This is a genomic window from Methylosinus sp. LW3 (assembly GCF_000527115.1).
GTDB lineage: Bacteria > Pseudomonadota > Alphaproteobacteria > Rhizobiales > Beijerinckiaceae > Methylosinus.
Genome location: NZ_AZUO01000005.1, coordinates 66,583 through 83,529, shown reverse-complemented (window position 1 = coordinate 83,529; position 16,947 = coordinate 66,583). Strand labels below are relative to the sequence as shown.

General features: G+C 61.2%; 13 protein-coding genes. 7 read left to right on the top strand and 6 right to left on the bottom strand.

Annotated features, from left to right (window positions below):
* Nucleotides 1–226: 226 nt before the first annotated feature.
* From repA to repC, 3 genes are all read left to right on the top strand, one after another.
* Nucleotides 227–1,429 carry a plasmid partitioning protein RepA gene (gene repA / locus METLW3_RS0124270; protein ID WP_036310537.1) on the top strand — a complete coding sequence of 401 codons (1,203 nt, stop codon included), beginning with the start codon at nt 227–229 and terminating at the stop codon, nt 1,427–1,429.
* Nucleotides 1,426–2,409 (top strand): plasmid partitioning protein RepB, encoded by a 984-nt coding sequence (gene repB / locus METLW3_RS0124265; protein WP_024882303.1) that lies wholly within the window; start codon nt 1,426–1,428, stop codon nt 2,407–2,409. Before repA ends, repB begins: the two co-directional genes overlap by 4 nt.
* Before the next feature lie 189 nt (nt 2,410–2,598).
* Entirely contained in the window at nt 2,599–3,924 is a 1,326-nt protein-coding gene (repC, locus tag METLW3_RS0124260; RefSeq protein WP_084484994.1) for a plasmid replication protein RepC, read from the top strand.
* Nucleotides 3,925–4,226: 302 nt separating this feature from the next.
* Here repC and METLW3_RS0124255 read toward each other — a convergent pair whose 3' ends face one another.
* Nucleotides 4,227–4,574 (bottom strand): helix-turn-helix domain-containing protein, encoded by a 348-nt coding sequence (locus tag METLW3_RS0124255; RefSeq protein WP_024882301.1) that lies wholly within the window; start codon nt 4,572–4,574, stop codon nt 4,227–4,229.
* 4 nt (nt 4,575–4,578) lie between these two features.
* On the bottom strand, nt 4,579–5,007 hold the full coding sequence (locus tag METLW3_RS0124250; protein WP_245267514.1) for a type II toxin-antitoxin system RelE/ParE family toxin: 429 nt from the start codon (nt 5,005–5,007) through the stop codon (nt 4,579–4,581).
* A gap of 843 nt (nt 5,008–5,850) precedes the next feature.
* On the opposite strand from METLW3_RS0124250, the gene METLW3_RS0124245 reads away from it, so the two are divergent.
* The 3 genes from METLW3_RS0124245 to METLW3_RS0124235 are packed head-to-tail and all read left to right on the top strand — an operon-like array spanning nt 5,851 to nt 9,524.
* Nucleotides 5,851–7,464: a Mu transposase C-terminal domain-containing protein gene (locus METLW3_RS0124245; RefSeq protein WP_036310459.1), complete on the top strand. Its 1,614-nt coding sequence runs from the start codon at nt 5,851–5,853 to the stop codon at nt 7,462–7,464.
* The gene (locus METLW3_RS0124240) at nt 7,461–8,339 is read left to right on the top strand and encodes a TniB family NTP-binding protein (RefSeq protein ID WP_024882298.1); all 879 of its coding nucleotides are present in this window, start codon (nt 7,461–7,463) and stop codon (nt 8,337–8,339) included. Before METLW3_RS0124245 ends, METLW3_RS0124240 begins: the two co-directional genes overlap by 4 nt.
* Before the next feature lie 3 nt (nt 8,340–8,342).
* Nucleotides 8,343–9,524 carry a TniQ family protein gene (locus METLW3_RS0124235; protein ID WP_024882297.1) on the top strand — a complete coding sequence of 394 codons (1,182 nt, stop codon included), beginning with the start codon at nt 8,343–8,345 and terminating at the stop codon, nt 9,522–9,524.
* Here the strand turns inward: METLW3_RS0124235 and METLW3_RS0124230 are convergent.
* Complete coding sequence (locus METLW3_RS0124230) at nt 9,460–10,383, bottom strand: recombinase family protein (protein WP_024882296.1); 924 nt, start codon at nt 10,381–10,383, stop codon at nt 9,460–9,462. The genes METLW3_RS0124235 and METLW3_RS0124230 overlap by 65 nt on opposite strands.
* 702 nt (nt 10,384–11,085) lie before the next feature.
* Here METLW3_RS0124230 and METLW3_RS28990 point away from each other — a divergent pair.
* Nucleotides 11,086–11,502, top strand: a complete 417-nt coding sequence (locus tag METLW3_RS28990; RefSeq protein ID WP_198022910.1) for a hypothetical protein — start codon at nt 11,086–11,088, stop codon at nt 11,500–11,502.
* A gap of 163 nt (nt 11,503–11,665) precedes the next feature.
* Here METLW3_RS28990 and METLW3_RS0124225 read toward each other — a convergent pair whose 3' ends face one another.
* The 3 genes from METLW3_RS0124225 to METLW3_RS26580 all read right to left on the bottom strand — a co-directional run bounded on the left by METLW3_RS0124225 (nt 11,666) and on the right by METLW3_RS26580 (nt 16,868).
* Nucleotides 11,666–12,352, bottom strand: coding sequence for a hypothetical protein (locus METLW3_RS0124225; RefSeq protein ID WP_024882295.1), 687 nt, complete (start codon nt 12,350–12,352; stop codon nt 11,666–11,668).
* Complete coding sequence (locus METLW3_RS0124220; protein WP_024882294.1) at nt 12,349–15,459, bottom strand: N-6 DNA methylase; 3,111 nt, start codon at nt 15,457–15,459, stop codon at nt 12,349–12,351. Before METLW3_RS0124220 ends, METLW3_RS0124225 begins: the two co-directional genes overlap by 4 nt.
* Before the next feature lie 686 nt (nt 15,460–16,145).
* Nucleotides 16,146–16,868 (bottom strand): hypothetical protein, encoded by a 723-nt coding sequence (locus METLW3_RS26580; protein ID WP_245267513.1) that lies wholly within the window; start codon nt 16,866–16,868, stop codon nt 16,146–16,148.
* Nucleotides 16,869–16,947: the final 79 nt, after the last annotated feature.

The window sequence follows — 16,947 nt, the reverse complement described above, 5'->3', positions numbered from 1 at the left end:
CCGTAAAGGCCTGTAGCTGCTTAAGAGTGGGGGCGCTGTTGGCCGCGGCCAACTCAACGTGCGGTCTTGCCTTAGAAAGCCCGACGAAGTCCGTTAATTTTCATTTACGATAAATTTATTGCTCTCCTGGCCGAATCGTGGCTTTTTGATACGGAAGAAATCTGATTTGACGCCTCTAACCGTATCGAGAAAAGAAGCCGTGGACACCGACGTTCGCCGTTCCAACATTGTCCCTCCGCAAGGGGAGACGTCGGATGTCCGTATTTCCGCGCAGGCAAGACTGCTGTCGGAGCAGCTTCAGTCTCTCGGAGCACGCCTCTTTCCACCGGACAGCCACAAGTCCCTACGTTCCTTCTCATCGGGTGAAGCAGCGAAGTTGTTGCGCGTCTCCGACGGATATTTGCGTCAGCTCTCGCTCGACGGGATTGGACCAATCCCCGAAACCAGCGCGTCGGGGCGGCGCTCTTATACACTGGTTCAAATCAACGAACTCCGTCGCCATATCGCCTCGGCGAAGCCACGGGAGGCTCAGGTGGTTTTGCCACGGCGGCGCCCCGGCGAGAAGATGCAGACGATCGCCTGTACAAACTTCAAGGGCGGTTCCGCAAAGACGACGACATGTCTGTATTTGGCGCAGTATCTTGCATTGTCGGGCTTTCGCGTTTTGGCCGTCGACCTCGATCCGCAAGCGTCCCTGTCGACGATGCTCGGTCTCCAGCCGGAGTTCGACCTGAAAGAAGGCGACACAATTTACGGTGCAATTAGATACGACGACCAGCGTCGGCCGATACGCGACTGCATCCTCAAGACCTACTTCGACGGCCTCGATTTGATACCTGGCAATCTCGAACTCATGGAGTTCGAGCATGAGACTCCGCAAGCGCTGTCCTTAGGCCAGCATCCGGCCGGAGGCATGTTTTTCCAGAGACTGGGACGCGCGCTTGCGGAGATTGAGACCGACTATGACGTTGTGGTCGTCGATTGTCCGCCGCAGTTGGGCTACCTCACCCTTGGAGCTTTGTGCGCCGCCACTGCCCTTTTGATCACAATTCATCCGCAGATGGTGGACGTGGCTTCCATGTCCCAATTCCTTCTCATGGCCTCGGATTTGATGGCGGTGGTTCGCAAGGCGGGGGGCGATCTTCGACATGACTTCATTCGGTATGTGATTACGAGACACGAACCGCACGACGGACCTCAGTCGCAGGTCGTGGCCTTACTTCGCGGACTGTTCGGCGATGAGGTCTTGGCCGCAACGGTTTGGAAATCGACAGCGATAGCCGACGCAGGACTGACAAAGCAGTCTCTCTACGAGCTTGATCGAGGTGCCGTTGGCCGCGCGACCTATGACCGCGCGCTCGAATCTCTCGAGGCGGTCAACAGCGAAATTCTTGGCCTCATTCTCCGCGCTTGGGGAAGGATCACATGACCCGCCGCAATGTGCTCAAGTCAATTTTCGAAGAACAGTTGGCCGCGGCCAACCCGGGGACTAAGGCCGAAGCGCAGGGTCGAGACCGCGTTCTGGCTGGGCCCGTGCGCACGATGAGCCTCACTCTCGATAAGATCGAAGAGGAGTCCCGGGTTCTCCAAGAAGCGCTGGCGACTGGAGCCTCTGTGGTCGATCTCGACCCGCAGCTCGTGGATGTTTCGTTCATTCGAGATCGTTTCCCCGCGGCCGATGATCCCGCGTTCGCCGCGCTAAAAGAATCGATGCGCGGCCATGGGCAAGAAGTCCCAATATTAGTGCGACCGCACCCAGGACAGGGCGGCCGATATCAGGCGGCATATGGGCATCGAAGAATAGCGGCGGCGCGCGAACTCGGTCTGAAGGTCAAAGCCGTCGTTCGCAGCCTGGACGACCAACAACTCGTTCTTGCCCAGGGGATCGAGAATTCGGTTCGGAGGGATCTCTCTTTCATCGAGAGGGCGATTTTCGCTAAAACTCTGGAGGATAGCGGTTACGACAGACCAGTCATCATGGCCGCCTTGTCGACCGACAAGACCGAACTTTCGAAAATGATCTCCGTGGCGCGCGCGGTCCCCGAGGATTTGGCCAAGACCATTGGTTCGGCGCCAAAGGCGGGGCGTCGCCGATGGCTGCAGTTGGCCGATCTACTGCAGAGTGAGAATGCGCTTCGCCGTGTTGAGCTCGTGCTCGCAGATCCCGACGTGACTCGCGACTCCGACGCGAGGTTCATCCGAGCGCTCAGTGCGGCCAGCGAGAGAGAGTTCGCGCGCTCGTCCACTCGAATCTGGAAAAACTCGGCAGGCACCCCGCTCGCGCGCATCAGCCGTGACAAAAAGACGACCGTCGTGCGCTTTGACGAAAAAGCGGAACCCGATTTCGCAGGTTTCGTATTAGAGCGTCTCGACGCTCTCTACGAGGAATTCCGCTCGCGTCAAAGCTGAGCGGGGAGTTGAGTTCGTTCCACGATTTGCAAAGGAGTCCATCGCAAAAGAAAAAGGCCCCCGAAACGTCGTCCCGGAAGCCCTTCTCATAGTGTCGCAACTAAGAGAATCCCACTTCCGCGAATCGCTGTCAAGAGTCGGCGCCGTTTTGGTGAGCAGATTTCTTTTGCCTGAACGAGGCAAAGGATCATGCAGATACAACCAACGACGCCCTTTGGGCGGCGGCCGCTGTCGCTTGCCATGGTGGCAAGACAGGCGGCAACCGAGAATTTCACCACCAAGCCTGGCGCATCCGAAACCGTCGTCCACAAATGGCGGCTGTTTCGGGCGCTCACCGAAGCCAAAGAGCCGCTCGGCGTCACCGAGCGCGCGCTATCGGTATTGCACGCGCTTTTGAGTTTCCATCAGGAGACCGCTCTCTCTTTGCCCAAGCGCGATTCGGGTGACGGCGAAGCGGCCCCCGGCATCGTCGTATTCCCTTCGAACAGGGAGCTGTCGATTCGCGCCCACGGCATGGCGCCAGCAACGCTGCGGCGGCATCTCGCCTGCCTCGTCGACGCAGGCTTGATCATCCGCCGAGACTCCCCGAACGGTAAACGCTTCGCCCGGAAAGGGCAGGGGGGAGCCATAGAGGACGCTTTCGGCTTCGACCTCGCGCCGCTCGTCGCGCGCTCGAGCGAAATCGAGAATCTCGCCGAGGAGGTGCGGGCCGAGAACCGCGCGATCGCGCTGCTGCGGGAAAAGATCACGCTCATTCGACGCGACATCATCAAAATGATCGAGACTGGATTGGAGGAGGGCGTTTCGGGCGACTGGGACGACGCGCATCAGCGCTATGCGGCGCTCTCGGGGCGCTATGGGCGAGGGCTTACGCACACCAATTTGGAGGCTCTGGCGGGCGAGCTGGCCACGCTGGCGACCGAAATCCACAAGTCGCTGGAAACGCACGTAAAAGCTCAAAATATGAGCGGCAATGAGTCTCAAACTGAGCGTCACATACAGAATCAAACTACAAAACTTTCTGATCTTGAACCTAGCCTTCAAAAAGGCAGGGCCAATCCGCCTGAGCCAAAGGTCGAAGAGGGCGCGGAACCGATCGCTCGTGCGCCAGGAATGTCGTCGGAACGCTGTCGGACTGTCGATCCCAAACCGCCGCTTCGAACCTATCCTCTCGGCATGGTGCTGGAGGCCTGTCCAGACATCGTCGATTACGGCAAGCGCGGCGAAATTTCCTCATGGCGAGACCTGGCGGCGGCGGGGGCGACGGTGCGCTCGGCGCTCGGCGTTTCGCCAGACGCTTGGTCGCAAGCTTTGGACGTCTTGGGTGAGCATGACGCCTCCATCGTCATCGCCGCGATCCTGCAACGCGGAGATGAGATCAAGAGCGCCGGTGGTTATCTCCGCGTACTGACCGAAAAGGCGAGGGCAGGGGAGTTCTCGCTCGGGCCTGTGCTGATGGCCTTGTTGCGCGGCAAGGCCGCGAAGGCAGCGCGCCTGCGAAAGTCTGCCGGATAAAAGGAGTCCCCAAGCAACATTTGCGCGCCGCTGGAGGTCTGCAAAGGGCATTCGGCGTTGGCGAGACGCTGGTCTGTCATCGTCGCGATCGGGCGTCACCGACTGTCGTTGCCGTCGCTCGTCACCCCTCTGCGTCACGCGGCCGGCCGGCGGCGGACAAATGCGACGCCCAGTTTCGGACGACCGTGTCGATCGTGGGGCCACTCGATCGTTCCTTGGCGCGGGTAGGGTAGGGCCGAACTCGATGAAGAGTTCGGCGGGGCGTGCCCGCGCGCCAGTTGCACTCAGCAGCGTGACGTCTTTCACGCTGCTGTTTTGGCGCGACGCTGTCCTTTGCGCGGCGTTCTCTCGCCAATTCCGGCCTCCTGGATCACCAGAGCCGGGTCGCGCGCCAGAATTCTCACCAGCATTCCTGCAGCGCCGGAAGGGGAGCGCTCGCCGCGCTCCCACTTGCGCACGGTTCCCAGCGACGCGCCCGTGACCTTCGCAAATTCTTCCTGCGTCAATCCCGCTTTGAGGCGCGTCTCGGCGATGAAGCTCCGATCGATCTTCAGCTTGTGCGCGCGGGTTCCTGCGCTCGGCTTTCCTTTGGCGTAGGCGAGAGCGTCTTCGAGACCCGAGATCATGCTTTCGAAATCTTTGCCGTCCATCGTCCTATCTCCGGAATTGGGCGCGGATCGCGTCGGTGAGCGCCGTCGCCGCTTTGCGCTGTCTGGGATCGAGGTCTGCTTGCACGTTCTTGGCGTAGACCGTGATCAGAAAGCACGGCATGTCGGCGTCGTGAAAAAATGTGATGAGGCGGGCGCCGCCTCGTTTTCCTTTTCCGCCCAGCGGAACGCGGACCTTCCGCATGCCGCCCGTGCCTTGGATCAAATCACCGGCTCGAGGGTCGGCCGCGATCATATCGATGACGGCCGTTCTCTCGGCTTCGCTCATGATCTCCGTCGCGCGCGCCAGATAGGTTTCTGTCTCGACGACGGTGATGAGGGCGGGCGAATTCATAGTCGATGCATACCCCAAAGGGGTAGCCAAATGCAAGGCGCCGGCGGGGCGTGCGGTTCGAAAGTGGGTCCGCCTGGTCACGCCGCTCCCCGGGCGACGGTCTACTGGTCAGTGCGAAACGACGCCGTGGCCGCCGGGATGGCGGGCCCGAACGAAAACCCGTCGCGCCGCTTCGGCGGCGATCGCGGCCGCCGACCTCGGGGTCCGCCCCGCCGTTCTCGAGAGGGCGATGCACGAATATCCGGGCTTCGCCAGCTGTCGGATCGTCGCAATTTCTGGAACTCGCGGTCATTGGAATCGCTGGAGTTTGCTGTTGCACAATTTCGGGAGCGAATCACAATTTCTGGGACTAGCGTCGCGTTCGATTCGTAATTTCTGGAACCAGATTTCTGCGACACGGCAAGGCTGTCCGGGGCTGTCGATAGCACCGCCCTGCGAGAGTAGACCGCGGCGCAACGGCGGGCGGAAGTTCTCTCGGAGCTCCCCGAGCGGCCTTCGGGCAAGCAAATCCGCAATGTGATGGCGGCTCTCGGGGTCGGCCAAATCGGCGTCGATTGCGGCGCAGTTCCACAAATTATGCGCGACTCCCATAAATTCCGGATCTGTTCGTCCCACAAATTGTGAATCGAAATTCCGAAATTACGCGCGATCCCGCCGCGCTGCGCGCCGAATCCCACAAATTTCGGCTTCCGACACAGTCTACCGAACCGGCGCGAAGCCAGTCCAATCAACCAGCGCAAATTCCGACGCCTGAATTCGATTTTCGGGGGCTGTGTCAGCTGACCGTTTTTCATGAGACTCCCGATTGGGCGTTTTCAAAGGGTTGGGAGATTCGGTTTTCATGAGACCGAGTCGCTTTTGTTGAGACTGGACTGTCACGTGATTCGGATATCGTGAGACTATCTGAAAACGAAGATCCGTTTGATGACCGCCGAACGCGACGAGGTCGACGAGCAGGAGTGGCGAGGCGTGCTTGCGCGCGCGGACCTTCTCCGTCGTTTATCCCCGCGACCGACCGCGGCGGAAATCGGCGACGCCACGAGGGAGCTCGAGGTCAGCCGAGCGACGCTGTTTCGTTGGCTGAAGCGATATCGAGGCGAGGAGCGTGCGGCGGCGCTGCTCAATCGAAAGTCTGGACGCCGGGCGGGCGTCGACGCCTTCGCGCCGGATCTCAAGGCGATCGTCGATGACAATGTCACGAACTTTTACGCCACGCCGGAGAAGCCGACGCTGACGCGGCTCTGGAAGCGGATTTTGACCGATTGCCGGGCAAACGAGCTGACGCCGCCGTCGATCCGGCGGCTCAAGGCCTATCTTGCGACGCTCGATGCCGAAGCCATGACGCGGCAGCGAGAGGGAAAGTCGCGCGCGGAGGCGCGGTTTTTGGGTCTTCCAGGAAACTTCGCCGCCGAACGGGCGATGCAGATCGTGCAGATCGACCACACCAAGGTCGACGTGACCGTTGTCGATCCGGTCGAACGTCTGCCGATCGGGCGTCCGATTCTGACCATCGGCGTCGACGTGTTCACGCGCATGGTCGTGGGGTTCTATCTGTCGTTGGAGGCGCCGTCCGTGACCTCGGTGGCGCTGTGTCTGACGCACGCGGTGATGGACAAGACGGCTTGGCTGGCCGAGCGCGGCATCACGGCGGAGTGGCCGACCAGCGGCTTGCCTGAATGCATCCATGTCGACAATGGCGCGGAATTCCACGCGCGCGCCTTCAAGCGCGGCTGCGCCGATCACGGCGTCACGCTCACCTATCGGCCGCCGGGAACGCCTCGCTTCGGCGGCCATATCGAGCGGCTGATCGGAACGATGATGGGCAGCGTTCACTTGGTGCCCGGCACGCATTTTTCCAGCGTGGCCGACAAGGGCGACTACGATCCAGAGGCGCGCGCCGTCATGACGATGCGCGAGCTGGAAACCTATCTCGCGCTCGAGATCGTCGGCCCTTATCACGGCGGTGTGCATCGCGGCCTGGGCCGGCCTCCGATCGCGGCTTGGCATGAGGCGAATCCGATGCGCCAGGAGCGGCGCCCGCGCGATCTTCTCGGTTTTCTTCTCGATTTCCTGCCCTTCGAGACCCGCGTGCTGCGCCGGACCGGCATCCATCTGCACAACATCTGCTACTGGTCGGATGCATTTGCCCCGTGGATCGGGCGCGGCGACGACAAGCTGATCGTCAAATACGATCCGCGCGACCTGCAACGGGTGTTCGTGCGGCTGGGCGAAGGATATGTCGCGGCGCCGACGCGCAATCTGTTGCGCCCGGCCATCACGCTGTGGGAGCAGCGGGCGGCGCTACGCGCTCTGAGGGCGCAGGGCCGGCGGGAAGTCGACGAAGAATTGATCTTTCAGGCCATCGCAGCGCAGCGCGCCCTGGTCGACAACGCCGTGCGCGACACGACCGAGATGCGCAAGCTGCGCGCGCGCCGCGTCCATCTTTCGGAGCGGCCGGCGCTTCCGGCGCCGGCATCGCCGCCGATCGACGAACAACCGATCGCGCTGCCGTATTTTCCGGTCGAGGAATGGGAATGACCGAATACGCGCATCTCGACCCCGCGCTGCGGAGTCTCGCCGACCTGTCGCAGCGCGAGCGCATCGAACGCATACGGGCGGATCGGTGGGTCGACTATCCGCGGGCGCGTGAAGCGCTCGCCCGTCTCGACGAGCTTTTTCTGTTCCCCAAGCGAGCGCGGATGCCGAATTTGTTGATTTTCGGGCCCTCCGGCATGGGCAAGACGATGATCGTTGAAAAATTCGCGCGGGCGCATCCGCCGGTTTTCGACGCGGCGAGCGGCGTCCACCGCAAGCCGGTCATCGTCTTGCAGATGATCCCGTCGCCAGACGAAGGCCGCTTCTATCACCGCTTGCTGGCCGTGATCGGCGCGCTGCCGCCGACGCGCGCCACGCTCGGTCAACTGGAGACACAGGCTCTATTCCTGCTCGGGGAAGTCAAGCCGCGGATGCTGGTGATCGACGAGGTGCAGAATCTGATGGCCGGCAGCAATCGGGAGCAGCGGCGCATGCTCAATCTCTTGCGCTTCCTCGGCAACGAGCTGCGCATTCCGCTCGTCTGCCTCGGCTCGCACGAGGCCCGCGACGCCATTCGCGGCGACGCCCATCTGAACAGCCGCTTCGATCCTTTCGGCTTGCCGCCGTGGCGCTACGACGCCGATTTCCATGGCCTGATGGGCAGCTTGCTGCGCACATTGCCGTTGCGGGCGCCGACCGAGCTCGGAGAGAGCGCGCTGAAGCGGATCGTCGAGGTGACGGGCGGCGTCACGTCGGCGATCTTTCGGCTGACCACCGATCTCGCCGTCGAGGCGATCGCCAGCGGCGCCGAGCGGATCACGCCCGCCGACATTTTCGAGCGCCGCGTCGCTTCGCCGACGCCGGAGTTGGCGTCCTGAGTCGTGGCGGCGGAGACCGGCGTTCCCTTGCCAGTCCTCGCGAAGACCGAGGTCGACGAGCGCCTGTCCTCCTGGCTGACGCGAACGGCGGCGATCTATCTCGTCTCTCCTGACGCGCTCGTCGCGCACATTGGTTTGCGCACGAAGCGAATCCACGATCTCGATCTCGATCCGCACGCCGACGACATCGCCCGTCTCGTCGCTGCGACGGGCGTCTCCGTGGCGCGACTGTCGCAGATGACCTTTCGTGACGCCCCGGAGACGTTGCGAGGCTTCATCGACGTCGAAAGCCGCGAGATTTGCCCGGCTTGCGTCGGCGAGGCGAGGCCGCGCGCGGCGCCGCGGCTCCGGGAATGGACCCATCCCTTCGCGTTCTGGTGCGCGAAGCACGGCGGCCGCCTGAAGAGCGCCGACATCGACGGCGTCGGGGTTCTCAGCGACGAAGCGTCGGCGCGCCGCGGCGCGAGATATTGGCGCGCCCTGGCGATGGGCGCCGACGAGACGACGCCGACGACCGCGGCTGTGATGAATCTGCTGCTCGCTCCTTGTCGATCGCCTTCGCCCGCCGCGCCCTGGGAGCTCGCGGGCGCGTCATCCTGGATACGCGCCGAGCTGCAAAAGGAGCCGGTCCGAACCTATCCGCGGCTCGCGTTGAGCTGCGTCGTGCCCGAATACGACCGTGCCGTCGCGGTCTGCGACCGTCGATTGCCGCGGGAGTTTCAAGCGTTGGCGTCGGCGCGGGCCGTGGAGCGGCGCGCGGTGGCGATCGGGCTCGGCCGGACGATCGCTTTCCCCGTCGAAGCCGCTGTGTGCATTCTGCAGCGCTGCGATGACTTCGGACGCCGCCGCATCGAAGACGAGCTCGCCGCCTGGCCGGCGCATCTGCGGGCCGCCATCGATCGCGCGCGGCGCCGCGTTCGGAGCGGGGGCGCCTCTACGCCTTGGCGGCGAGCCGTGGTCGATCGTGCGCCGAGGCCGACGCCGAGGTCTGGATGTAATGATGAGTTCGACGATGTCGCCCGTCTCCTCGTCGCCGAGCACGAAGCGAGCTTGCGTCATCTTCCGGTCGAGGAGCGGCTCGATCGCTTGCAGGCGTTGGCGCAGGCGGAGCTCGAAGGCCTCAGGCTTCGAGTCGATCGGGGACGACGAGGCCCAGCCGGCGCGCACGATCGAGAAGATGTTTGACCGAGGAAGCCGCCCATTGATGGCCGCCGCGCGGCGTGCGCTCCCGCATGCGCTCGAGCTGGGCGGCGATCTCGCGCAGCGTCAGCGCCGGATCGGCGATGGCGATGCCGGCGACGAGCGTCATCAGCCGATCTTCCGGCGGCCGGCGCGGCGCGCGCTCGATCAGCTCGGGCGACGCCAGGCGCTCGCGCACGAGGCGGCGCACCGAGCGGCGCAGCCGCTCGACCGTCCAGCTCTGGCCCTTGTGCTCGAGCACGCGGACCACGTCGCCCCAGCAGTGCTGCGGCCGCATGCGCTGCACGATCGGCAGAAAGCTCGGCGCGGCGTTGATGAGATCGCCGAGATAGACGCGATCGCGCGCGGCGGCGGTTGCTCGGATCGCCTCGCCGCGCCTCTCGCGCAACCCGGGATTGCCGGGAAGTCTTCCGCGCGCCTTGGCCGCCTTGATGCCGGCCCTGGTCCGCTCGGCGATCAGCGCGCGCTCGAGCTGGGCGACGGCTCCGAGCACCTGCAACGAAAACATGCCCTGCGGCGTCGAGGTGTCGATCGGATCGCTCAAGGACTTGAAATGCGCGCCGCGCTCCTCGAGCGTCTCGATGACCTGCAGCAGATGGCTGACCGAGCGCGCCAGCCGGTCGAGGCGCACGACGACGAGCACATCGCCGCGCTTGATCTCGCGCATGAGCTTGGCGAGCACGGGCCGCGCGCGCGAGGCGCCAGAGCCGTGCTCCTCGTGGACGATCGAGCAGCCGGTGGCGCGCAGCTCGTCGAGCTGGGCGTCGGTCGCCTGCTCGTCCGTCGAGACGCGGGCGTAGCCGACGAGGCGGCGGGCGGGTCGGAGCGGGGGAGGGGCGATCATGGGTCGAATCGGGGCTCTCGGGGGGCGTTTTGGAGCCGTTTGTACACTCACGACGGCTGTGAGCAACTGACCAGTTGCAGGCGTGTTTTATCGACCGATTTTGCGAGCCCGTGAGGCGTTAATTCGGCTTCGAAGCGCCTGGAAGCACCGAAGCCGAAAAGGCGCACAGACAAGCCTTTTGCGCCGAAATCCACCCGATGTGACGGCCTGCGATCAGTGTGCGAGGGGCCCTCTCGTCGAAGCGCTCGGAAGCCGCCATGAGTTCCGGGGCCGGTCTGCGGAAAGCAGAGCGGAAATCGTGCGACTGCCTGGACAAGGGCTCCTGCCCAATGAACGGGGCCGACCAGATTTTCAATGACTTACGGCGAATTGAATCGGAAATCGTGAGACCACGCGGAAGCGCCACGTGAACGAGCCGACGTGGAAAAGAACGACTGTTATTTCAGTATGTTACTAGCTGCGTTGAATCGGTTTTCATGAGACTCGGTCTCACGAAAGCGACTCTTTCTCTCAGCTAACCCCTTGAGTCTCAACAATTCCGCTCGGCTGACAGGCGAAATCGCGTCCGCAGCCCCGGAAATGCGGCGTCTTCGAATCACGTCCGATAAGCGCAGATTATCGGACATGGAATCGGCCCGACAAGCGCGGCGGTTCCGCCGCGAAAGCACCCACTAAAACGCCGCCTTCGGCTGCGATTCCCGCATGCGCCGATTCGACCCCTCCGACCCGATCGATCCCGTCGCCGCGCCGCCGCCGGCCCGCCCGCCGGCGTCCGGCGCGCGCCTCCTGCCTCGACGCGGAACAACCATCCAACAATTGATTTTATTCGCTTATCCGTCATGGGCGGCACCGCCGGCGCGTGGCGCCGCCGCGGCCGACATCGCCGGTGGCCACCGCAAGCCGCTCGCGGTTATGAAAAGCGCGCTTCGCGAGCGGTTTGCTCCCGAACTGCTACACCACCGGAGGGGGGCACGACCACGAAATGGAACCGGAGGACGGAGTGATCTGGGTCGATGGCGCGGCGATCATGAGATCCTCGCCTTCACCGACTTCGGCGTCGAGAACCTCGTCGAACTCGTCAAAATCCGCAAAGAGCTCAAATCACGTCGCGAACCCTAACTGGCAACCGCCGCCCCTGCAGCCTACACCGGTCTACGGCGTGGGGATAGGGCAAGGGGAAAATTGGGAAGCAACAGACGTCTTGGTTCCAGCAGCGGCGGCCGAATGACGCAAGCGCCTTCGACGCTACTCTTCAAGATTCCTGTCTTGAGCCGCTCGAATTTCAGTCAATGACAGCATGCGCACACGGCAATGCCGCGTTAGCGGCCTGACTAACCTTGAACGGCAATAGCACGTGCCGAAGTTCGATGATTGAGGTGCTGGCGCGTTGATGAAGCGTAGAGAAACGCTTGGCCCCCTGAAACGCTTGGCTGGTCGGTAGTTCCTCAATACTTCCGAGTGCCGACTTATTTGCCTTGATCGCGCCGTTAATTTGCTCGGTTGCGAAGGTCAAGTCACCGTCCATCACATATCCCAGCATGCAGCCAACAGGCAGGCCTTCTGCATACTGCTCGGTCAGGAATCTCATCATGCCGTCTCTCACGTAGCGTGTCGCGAGCGAGCCACGCGTCCCGCCATGAATCACATTGAGGCGCTTGCACTCGTACGCGACATAGCGTTCGCGCTCCTGATCCAGAAGAACAGCCAGGTCGATCTTCCCTTTGCTGTACTTAGCTCCGTTAGTGTGCGTTCCGAACGGCTCATGTTGATAGACAATAAAATAACATATTCGCCGAACAACGGCGTCCTGCGACAACAAAGCAACGAGATTGATGGTAATGCTGTCTTCTTCCGGTTGCTCAGGAAGAAGCGCCAAGCACGTAGGCCAGACGTGCAAAATGCGGCGCAATAGCCGCTCATCGAGCGAAATGAACCGGGCTTTCCACTCGTGAGCGTCGCCAAGGGTCATCCGACACTCGCTCTCCGGGCATCGACATCAATAGCGTGCTGCAAATCCCCCGCAATCGCATCCGAGTCGGCGAGCGCCGTCGAACGGAGCCAAAAGCGCCGTTGCATCGGCTTCACAAGGTAAAGATCCTTATCGATGAAGAGCCGGAGGTCTGGCATCAACTGAAAATTGCCGGCGATCGGCTGGCGAACGTGCTGCATGATTTTCGAGAGCGCGTCGCTAACTAGAATGGCATCTTTCTCTGCATAAGCTGAGCTCTTGGTTGAGTCGCTGAACGACAGTCGCAGCACGCCCAAGTCGGCATTGCTCGCCTCCAAGCTTGCGTGAAGCGGCGTATCGGGCTGCAGCCATTCTGCGGTGCTATTGATCAGCCATGTCGCGTATTGCTGTCGCTCCTTCTCCGTCGGCGCCTTCCACAATTCGGGGAAGCTCCCTTGGTGTGGCTGAACTGCCGGTATGATGCACTCGATCATGTCCTCGATGAGGACAATCTCATCTTGAGACAGGCAGAAATACTCGTAAGCCCACTTATCGATTTCAGAAAGCAGCGAATCTTGACCGCTATCCAGCACGAGAGGAGCGTTCGCCTTGGTAATCTCGCGGTTTACAAGCGCCACGAGATTAGCAGCAGCCACCTGCGCACGCTCGGGTTCTGGCAGATCATGGAGTGCGGGGAACGGCAATTGGACCACCCCGGACTGCTTGACCTCAGGGCGTTCTGAGCCGAAGGACGCAGTCCCATGGAACGAATACCAGGCCGCTATTTTACTATTCAGCAGCGCAACCAAGAGCTTGCCCCGCTCTTTCTCCCCATCCGGCACGGTGATACCAAGAATAATATCCTGGAACGTCAGGTCCGCTTCAGTGTACGAAGCACGTAAACGACCTAGAGAAATAGTCCGGGGGACGAGGATACGCGCTCCTCTAAATGCTTCTTCGAATCCCTTCCGGTGGACAAGCTTCGAAGCGGCCGGCCGCAAGCCAGTCGTGACCTGCGAAACCGATGTGAAGGAGTCAATCGGCAAATCGGGCAGAATGCCCACGAACTTACTCGTGGAGTGATCCACCGTAGATCGCTCGTCATCGACGTCGTGATATGGCTTGTAGCCAACGCCGATCACCCAATGGCCCGCGGCACTCAGACGCCGACGGCTGAACTCCTTATATTCCTTCACGAGCGCGCTAAGCTTGGGAAGTGTCGAAAGATAGGCGAATAGCTTTGCGTCAGGCTCTCGCATCCAAAGGCGATGCTTGAAAGCCAACACATCAGACGCGGCTGTCGCCGAGTTCATGATCACGCGGTCCGCGCTGCTCAGCGTAATGGTACGCTTGATCTGAAGGTTCAAGTCCGCCTTGGGTGCCCAGTACTCGAAGCGATATTCCGCATTCTCGACCGAGTTAGGGCCGAAGAGAAAGAGCGCAGTCGGACGTATGGCACTGTCGAACAATTGGAAGCGTAGATCCGCGAAATTGATGATGCGGAGAACACGACTCCTGCCCATGAACAGCTTACGTGCAGCGAGAGATGTGTCCGCGATGTTATGTAGAAATCCCATCGCCGGAAGCAGAAATGCCACTTGGCCATCACTCTTGAGATGGCGTAGAGCCTTCCACACAAAGGCCCACGCATCCTCGCGATCGGGCATCGGCAGGCTGTTTTTCCTGCACCAATGCACCGAAGACCGGTCTGGTCCGCGCCGGCTGGTCCAAGGCGGGTTGCCGACGACTACATCGAAGGACGTCCCCTCTTTTTCCAACGCATCAAAGAAATCACGCTGAACCAACGTACCTTCCCACAACTCTGGAAGTATCTTCTTATTCTTAATCAACGCTTGCAAATCTGGGGGGTCGACCTCTTCAAGCAAAGCCACATACAGCGAGAATACAGCGACGCGCACCGCGCCACCGTTCAAGTCCCAGCCGTGAATTCGCCGCAGAATGGCGAGAAGGCTTGGCCATCGGATCTTTTTTGACTGATGCTTCACACGCCAGTGTTCACAAAGGCGTTGGAATGAACGCACCAGAAAAACGCCTGAGCCGCAAGCTGGATCAAGGAATTGCCCTTTGTCCTTCACCTCTGGCGGCAACACATCCCAGAGCTGGGATACGACGGTATCCGCAAGGTACATAGGCGTGTAGTACGCGCCTTGTGCTTTGCGATCCTCCTCCTTCTCGCCGAGAAAGCGATCATAGACAGCGCTGACGAGTTCAATAGGGATATATCGAAAATCATATCCCCAGAAACGGTAATAACCCTTTGTCATTTCCTCACGGCCCGCACGGAAGCTAGCTATCACGTCAAGATGTGACGCGTTAACAGTTGGTGCTTTAGCTCGCTGATCAAAGGAGCAAGGAGCTACGAACAAATCGCCGTTGAAATCGTCCCGCAACGTAGCAAAGAGAAGCTTCAATAGCTTCACGTCTCTCTTCGCCAAGAGGGCAGCGAAGCTATCTGCGGCCTTGTTAGTAGCACTCAACACATACTCAGGTGTAATGATCTTTCGATCCTCCAAATAGGCGATGAACATTGCCTGGATCAAAAGGGCTTGCGCGGCGTCCGACGGAAGACTCCCGCCGAGCAGCTTGTGTGACTGCGTTAAATTATCGAGCAGAACTTGGTCGATGCGCTCTTTGGTCTGAAAGTAGTCGGCATGTTCTTTCCAAAGCCGGCCAGACTCGGCACCATAGACAAGGTCGCGTATTTCAAGGGCTTGCGATGCCGCGTTCAGGGTCTCAATAAGGCAGCGGCGATCGAAGTTTTCTCCCCATTCCTTCTGCGGCTTCCGAGCCAGAGAATACACACGCAAAACATCGCCTGCGGTGACGAGCAGCAGGCTCGCCAACCCTTGATTCCAGAGTGCGCCGTGCAGATCGACGACGCGTGCCGGATCGAACGATGTCATGTTGAGAATGGCGATGGTTGGCACACCCTGGACGCAGAAGATTGCCGAAAGGCCCAACTCATCGAGTGCGGTCCGAATCGCGAGCGCGTGCGGCGTATCCGCCACCGTCGAAGCGGATTCATAAAACTCCGGTGCACTGCGGCTGCCAAGCCCCAGCCGGTCCTTCCAAGTTTCGTCGCGCTTAGGTACGTGCGTAACGCTCATGCGCGCCGCCTTTGCGAACGCGCTTCGTTGACGGTGACCGGCGGAAAGCGCAGGTGCTGCTGAGCTACAGTAGATATTCTACGCGATAGCTCTTCTCGGATTTGGGCAATGATTCCTTCAAGTGGACAAACGACCACGGCGTCTTGAATCGGAGCGATATCAACGCTTCTGACCACATCGCACGACTGCCTTCGGATATCGATGATGAGGACCTTGTCCTGGAGGGAAGCCCAAAGTTCCTTGTTGCAGAGGTCGACGACAGCTCGGGAAATTTCAGGGAGATGTCCAGCGCGTACACCACAGCGATCCGTCAGACGGCTCAAAACTCCAGCAGCCAGGAGATCTCCGAGCGTGAATTTTTTCCGACACGAAAACGGCGGGAGAACTCGCTTCCAGTGGCGAAATGTCTCCACCGAAATGCCGATCGTCTCCCTTAGCTGCACCTGATTGAATTGCACCACACACCCTAGAAAAAAATATGGGGTGAACCCCAGATTCGACCGTAGATGGGATTCGGCCTTCGGTCAAGAGTTTGTTCTTTCTCTGTTCACTTTCGGGGCGCCACCTCGGAACAGAAACCCGCTTGCGCATCACCTTGGCCGAAATCTGCGCCGCCTTCCCGGACTTCCCGTCGTCGCGATCCAGGGCGGAGACATCGTTGATATCCGCGGCGGCGGCGCCAACCCCTACGCCTGACACTCAACAGACCGGGCAAGCCAAGAAGCTCGGGACGAAAGGCGTTGCCGTCGCAGATCAGTCGGCCCAGTGGACAGCACGGATGAAGTCATCGCGCGAAAGCTCGCCCAACGCGAACTCGCCGCGCTGAAATGGGCCGCCCAATCGTTGGGCCGCCGTCTCGCTGGCAAGATAGAGAATATGACCGCCCCAATCGAAGAATACGTGCGCGCGAGCACGCTTCCATTTTTCGAGGAATTGAACGCTCCGCCCATCCAATGCATCACCGCGAAGGTCTTGCCGCCGAGCTCGACGCGGCGCGTTGAAAAATCCATCGACATCCCGAAATCATGCGCGAGGAAGGAGCTTTCGCTGTGGATCAGCCAGAACATCCGGCGTTCCTGACGGTAGAAGGCCTCCCTCGCGGCGCGTTCCTCCTCTGTGATCGAGGAGTGCTGCAGCTCCAGCACCGTCGCCCTTGGCGTGCCGGCGCCGCACAAAATGTCAGCGCGATGGCGCTCCCCTGTCGCAGTGTCGATCAGGACGATCTCCCGGCACGAGAGATCGAACCGCTCCTTCCAACCAAGATTCCACGGTCCTTCGGGCTCGCTCCAGCGATCGCAGTCTCCAGCCTTGTGCCGCCAGTGGGGACGTTCTCGACCGGCATGACCGCACTCAGCAGGCCGCCGCAGTCGCGGCAGGCCGTGCGTTCGCCCTTTGCGCGCGGCGCGCACTTCTCGTCGTCAACCCAAGCGTACGACATCGGCCTGGCCGCTCCGGCGGCCATATGAGCGATCGACTCCATCGTGCGGC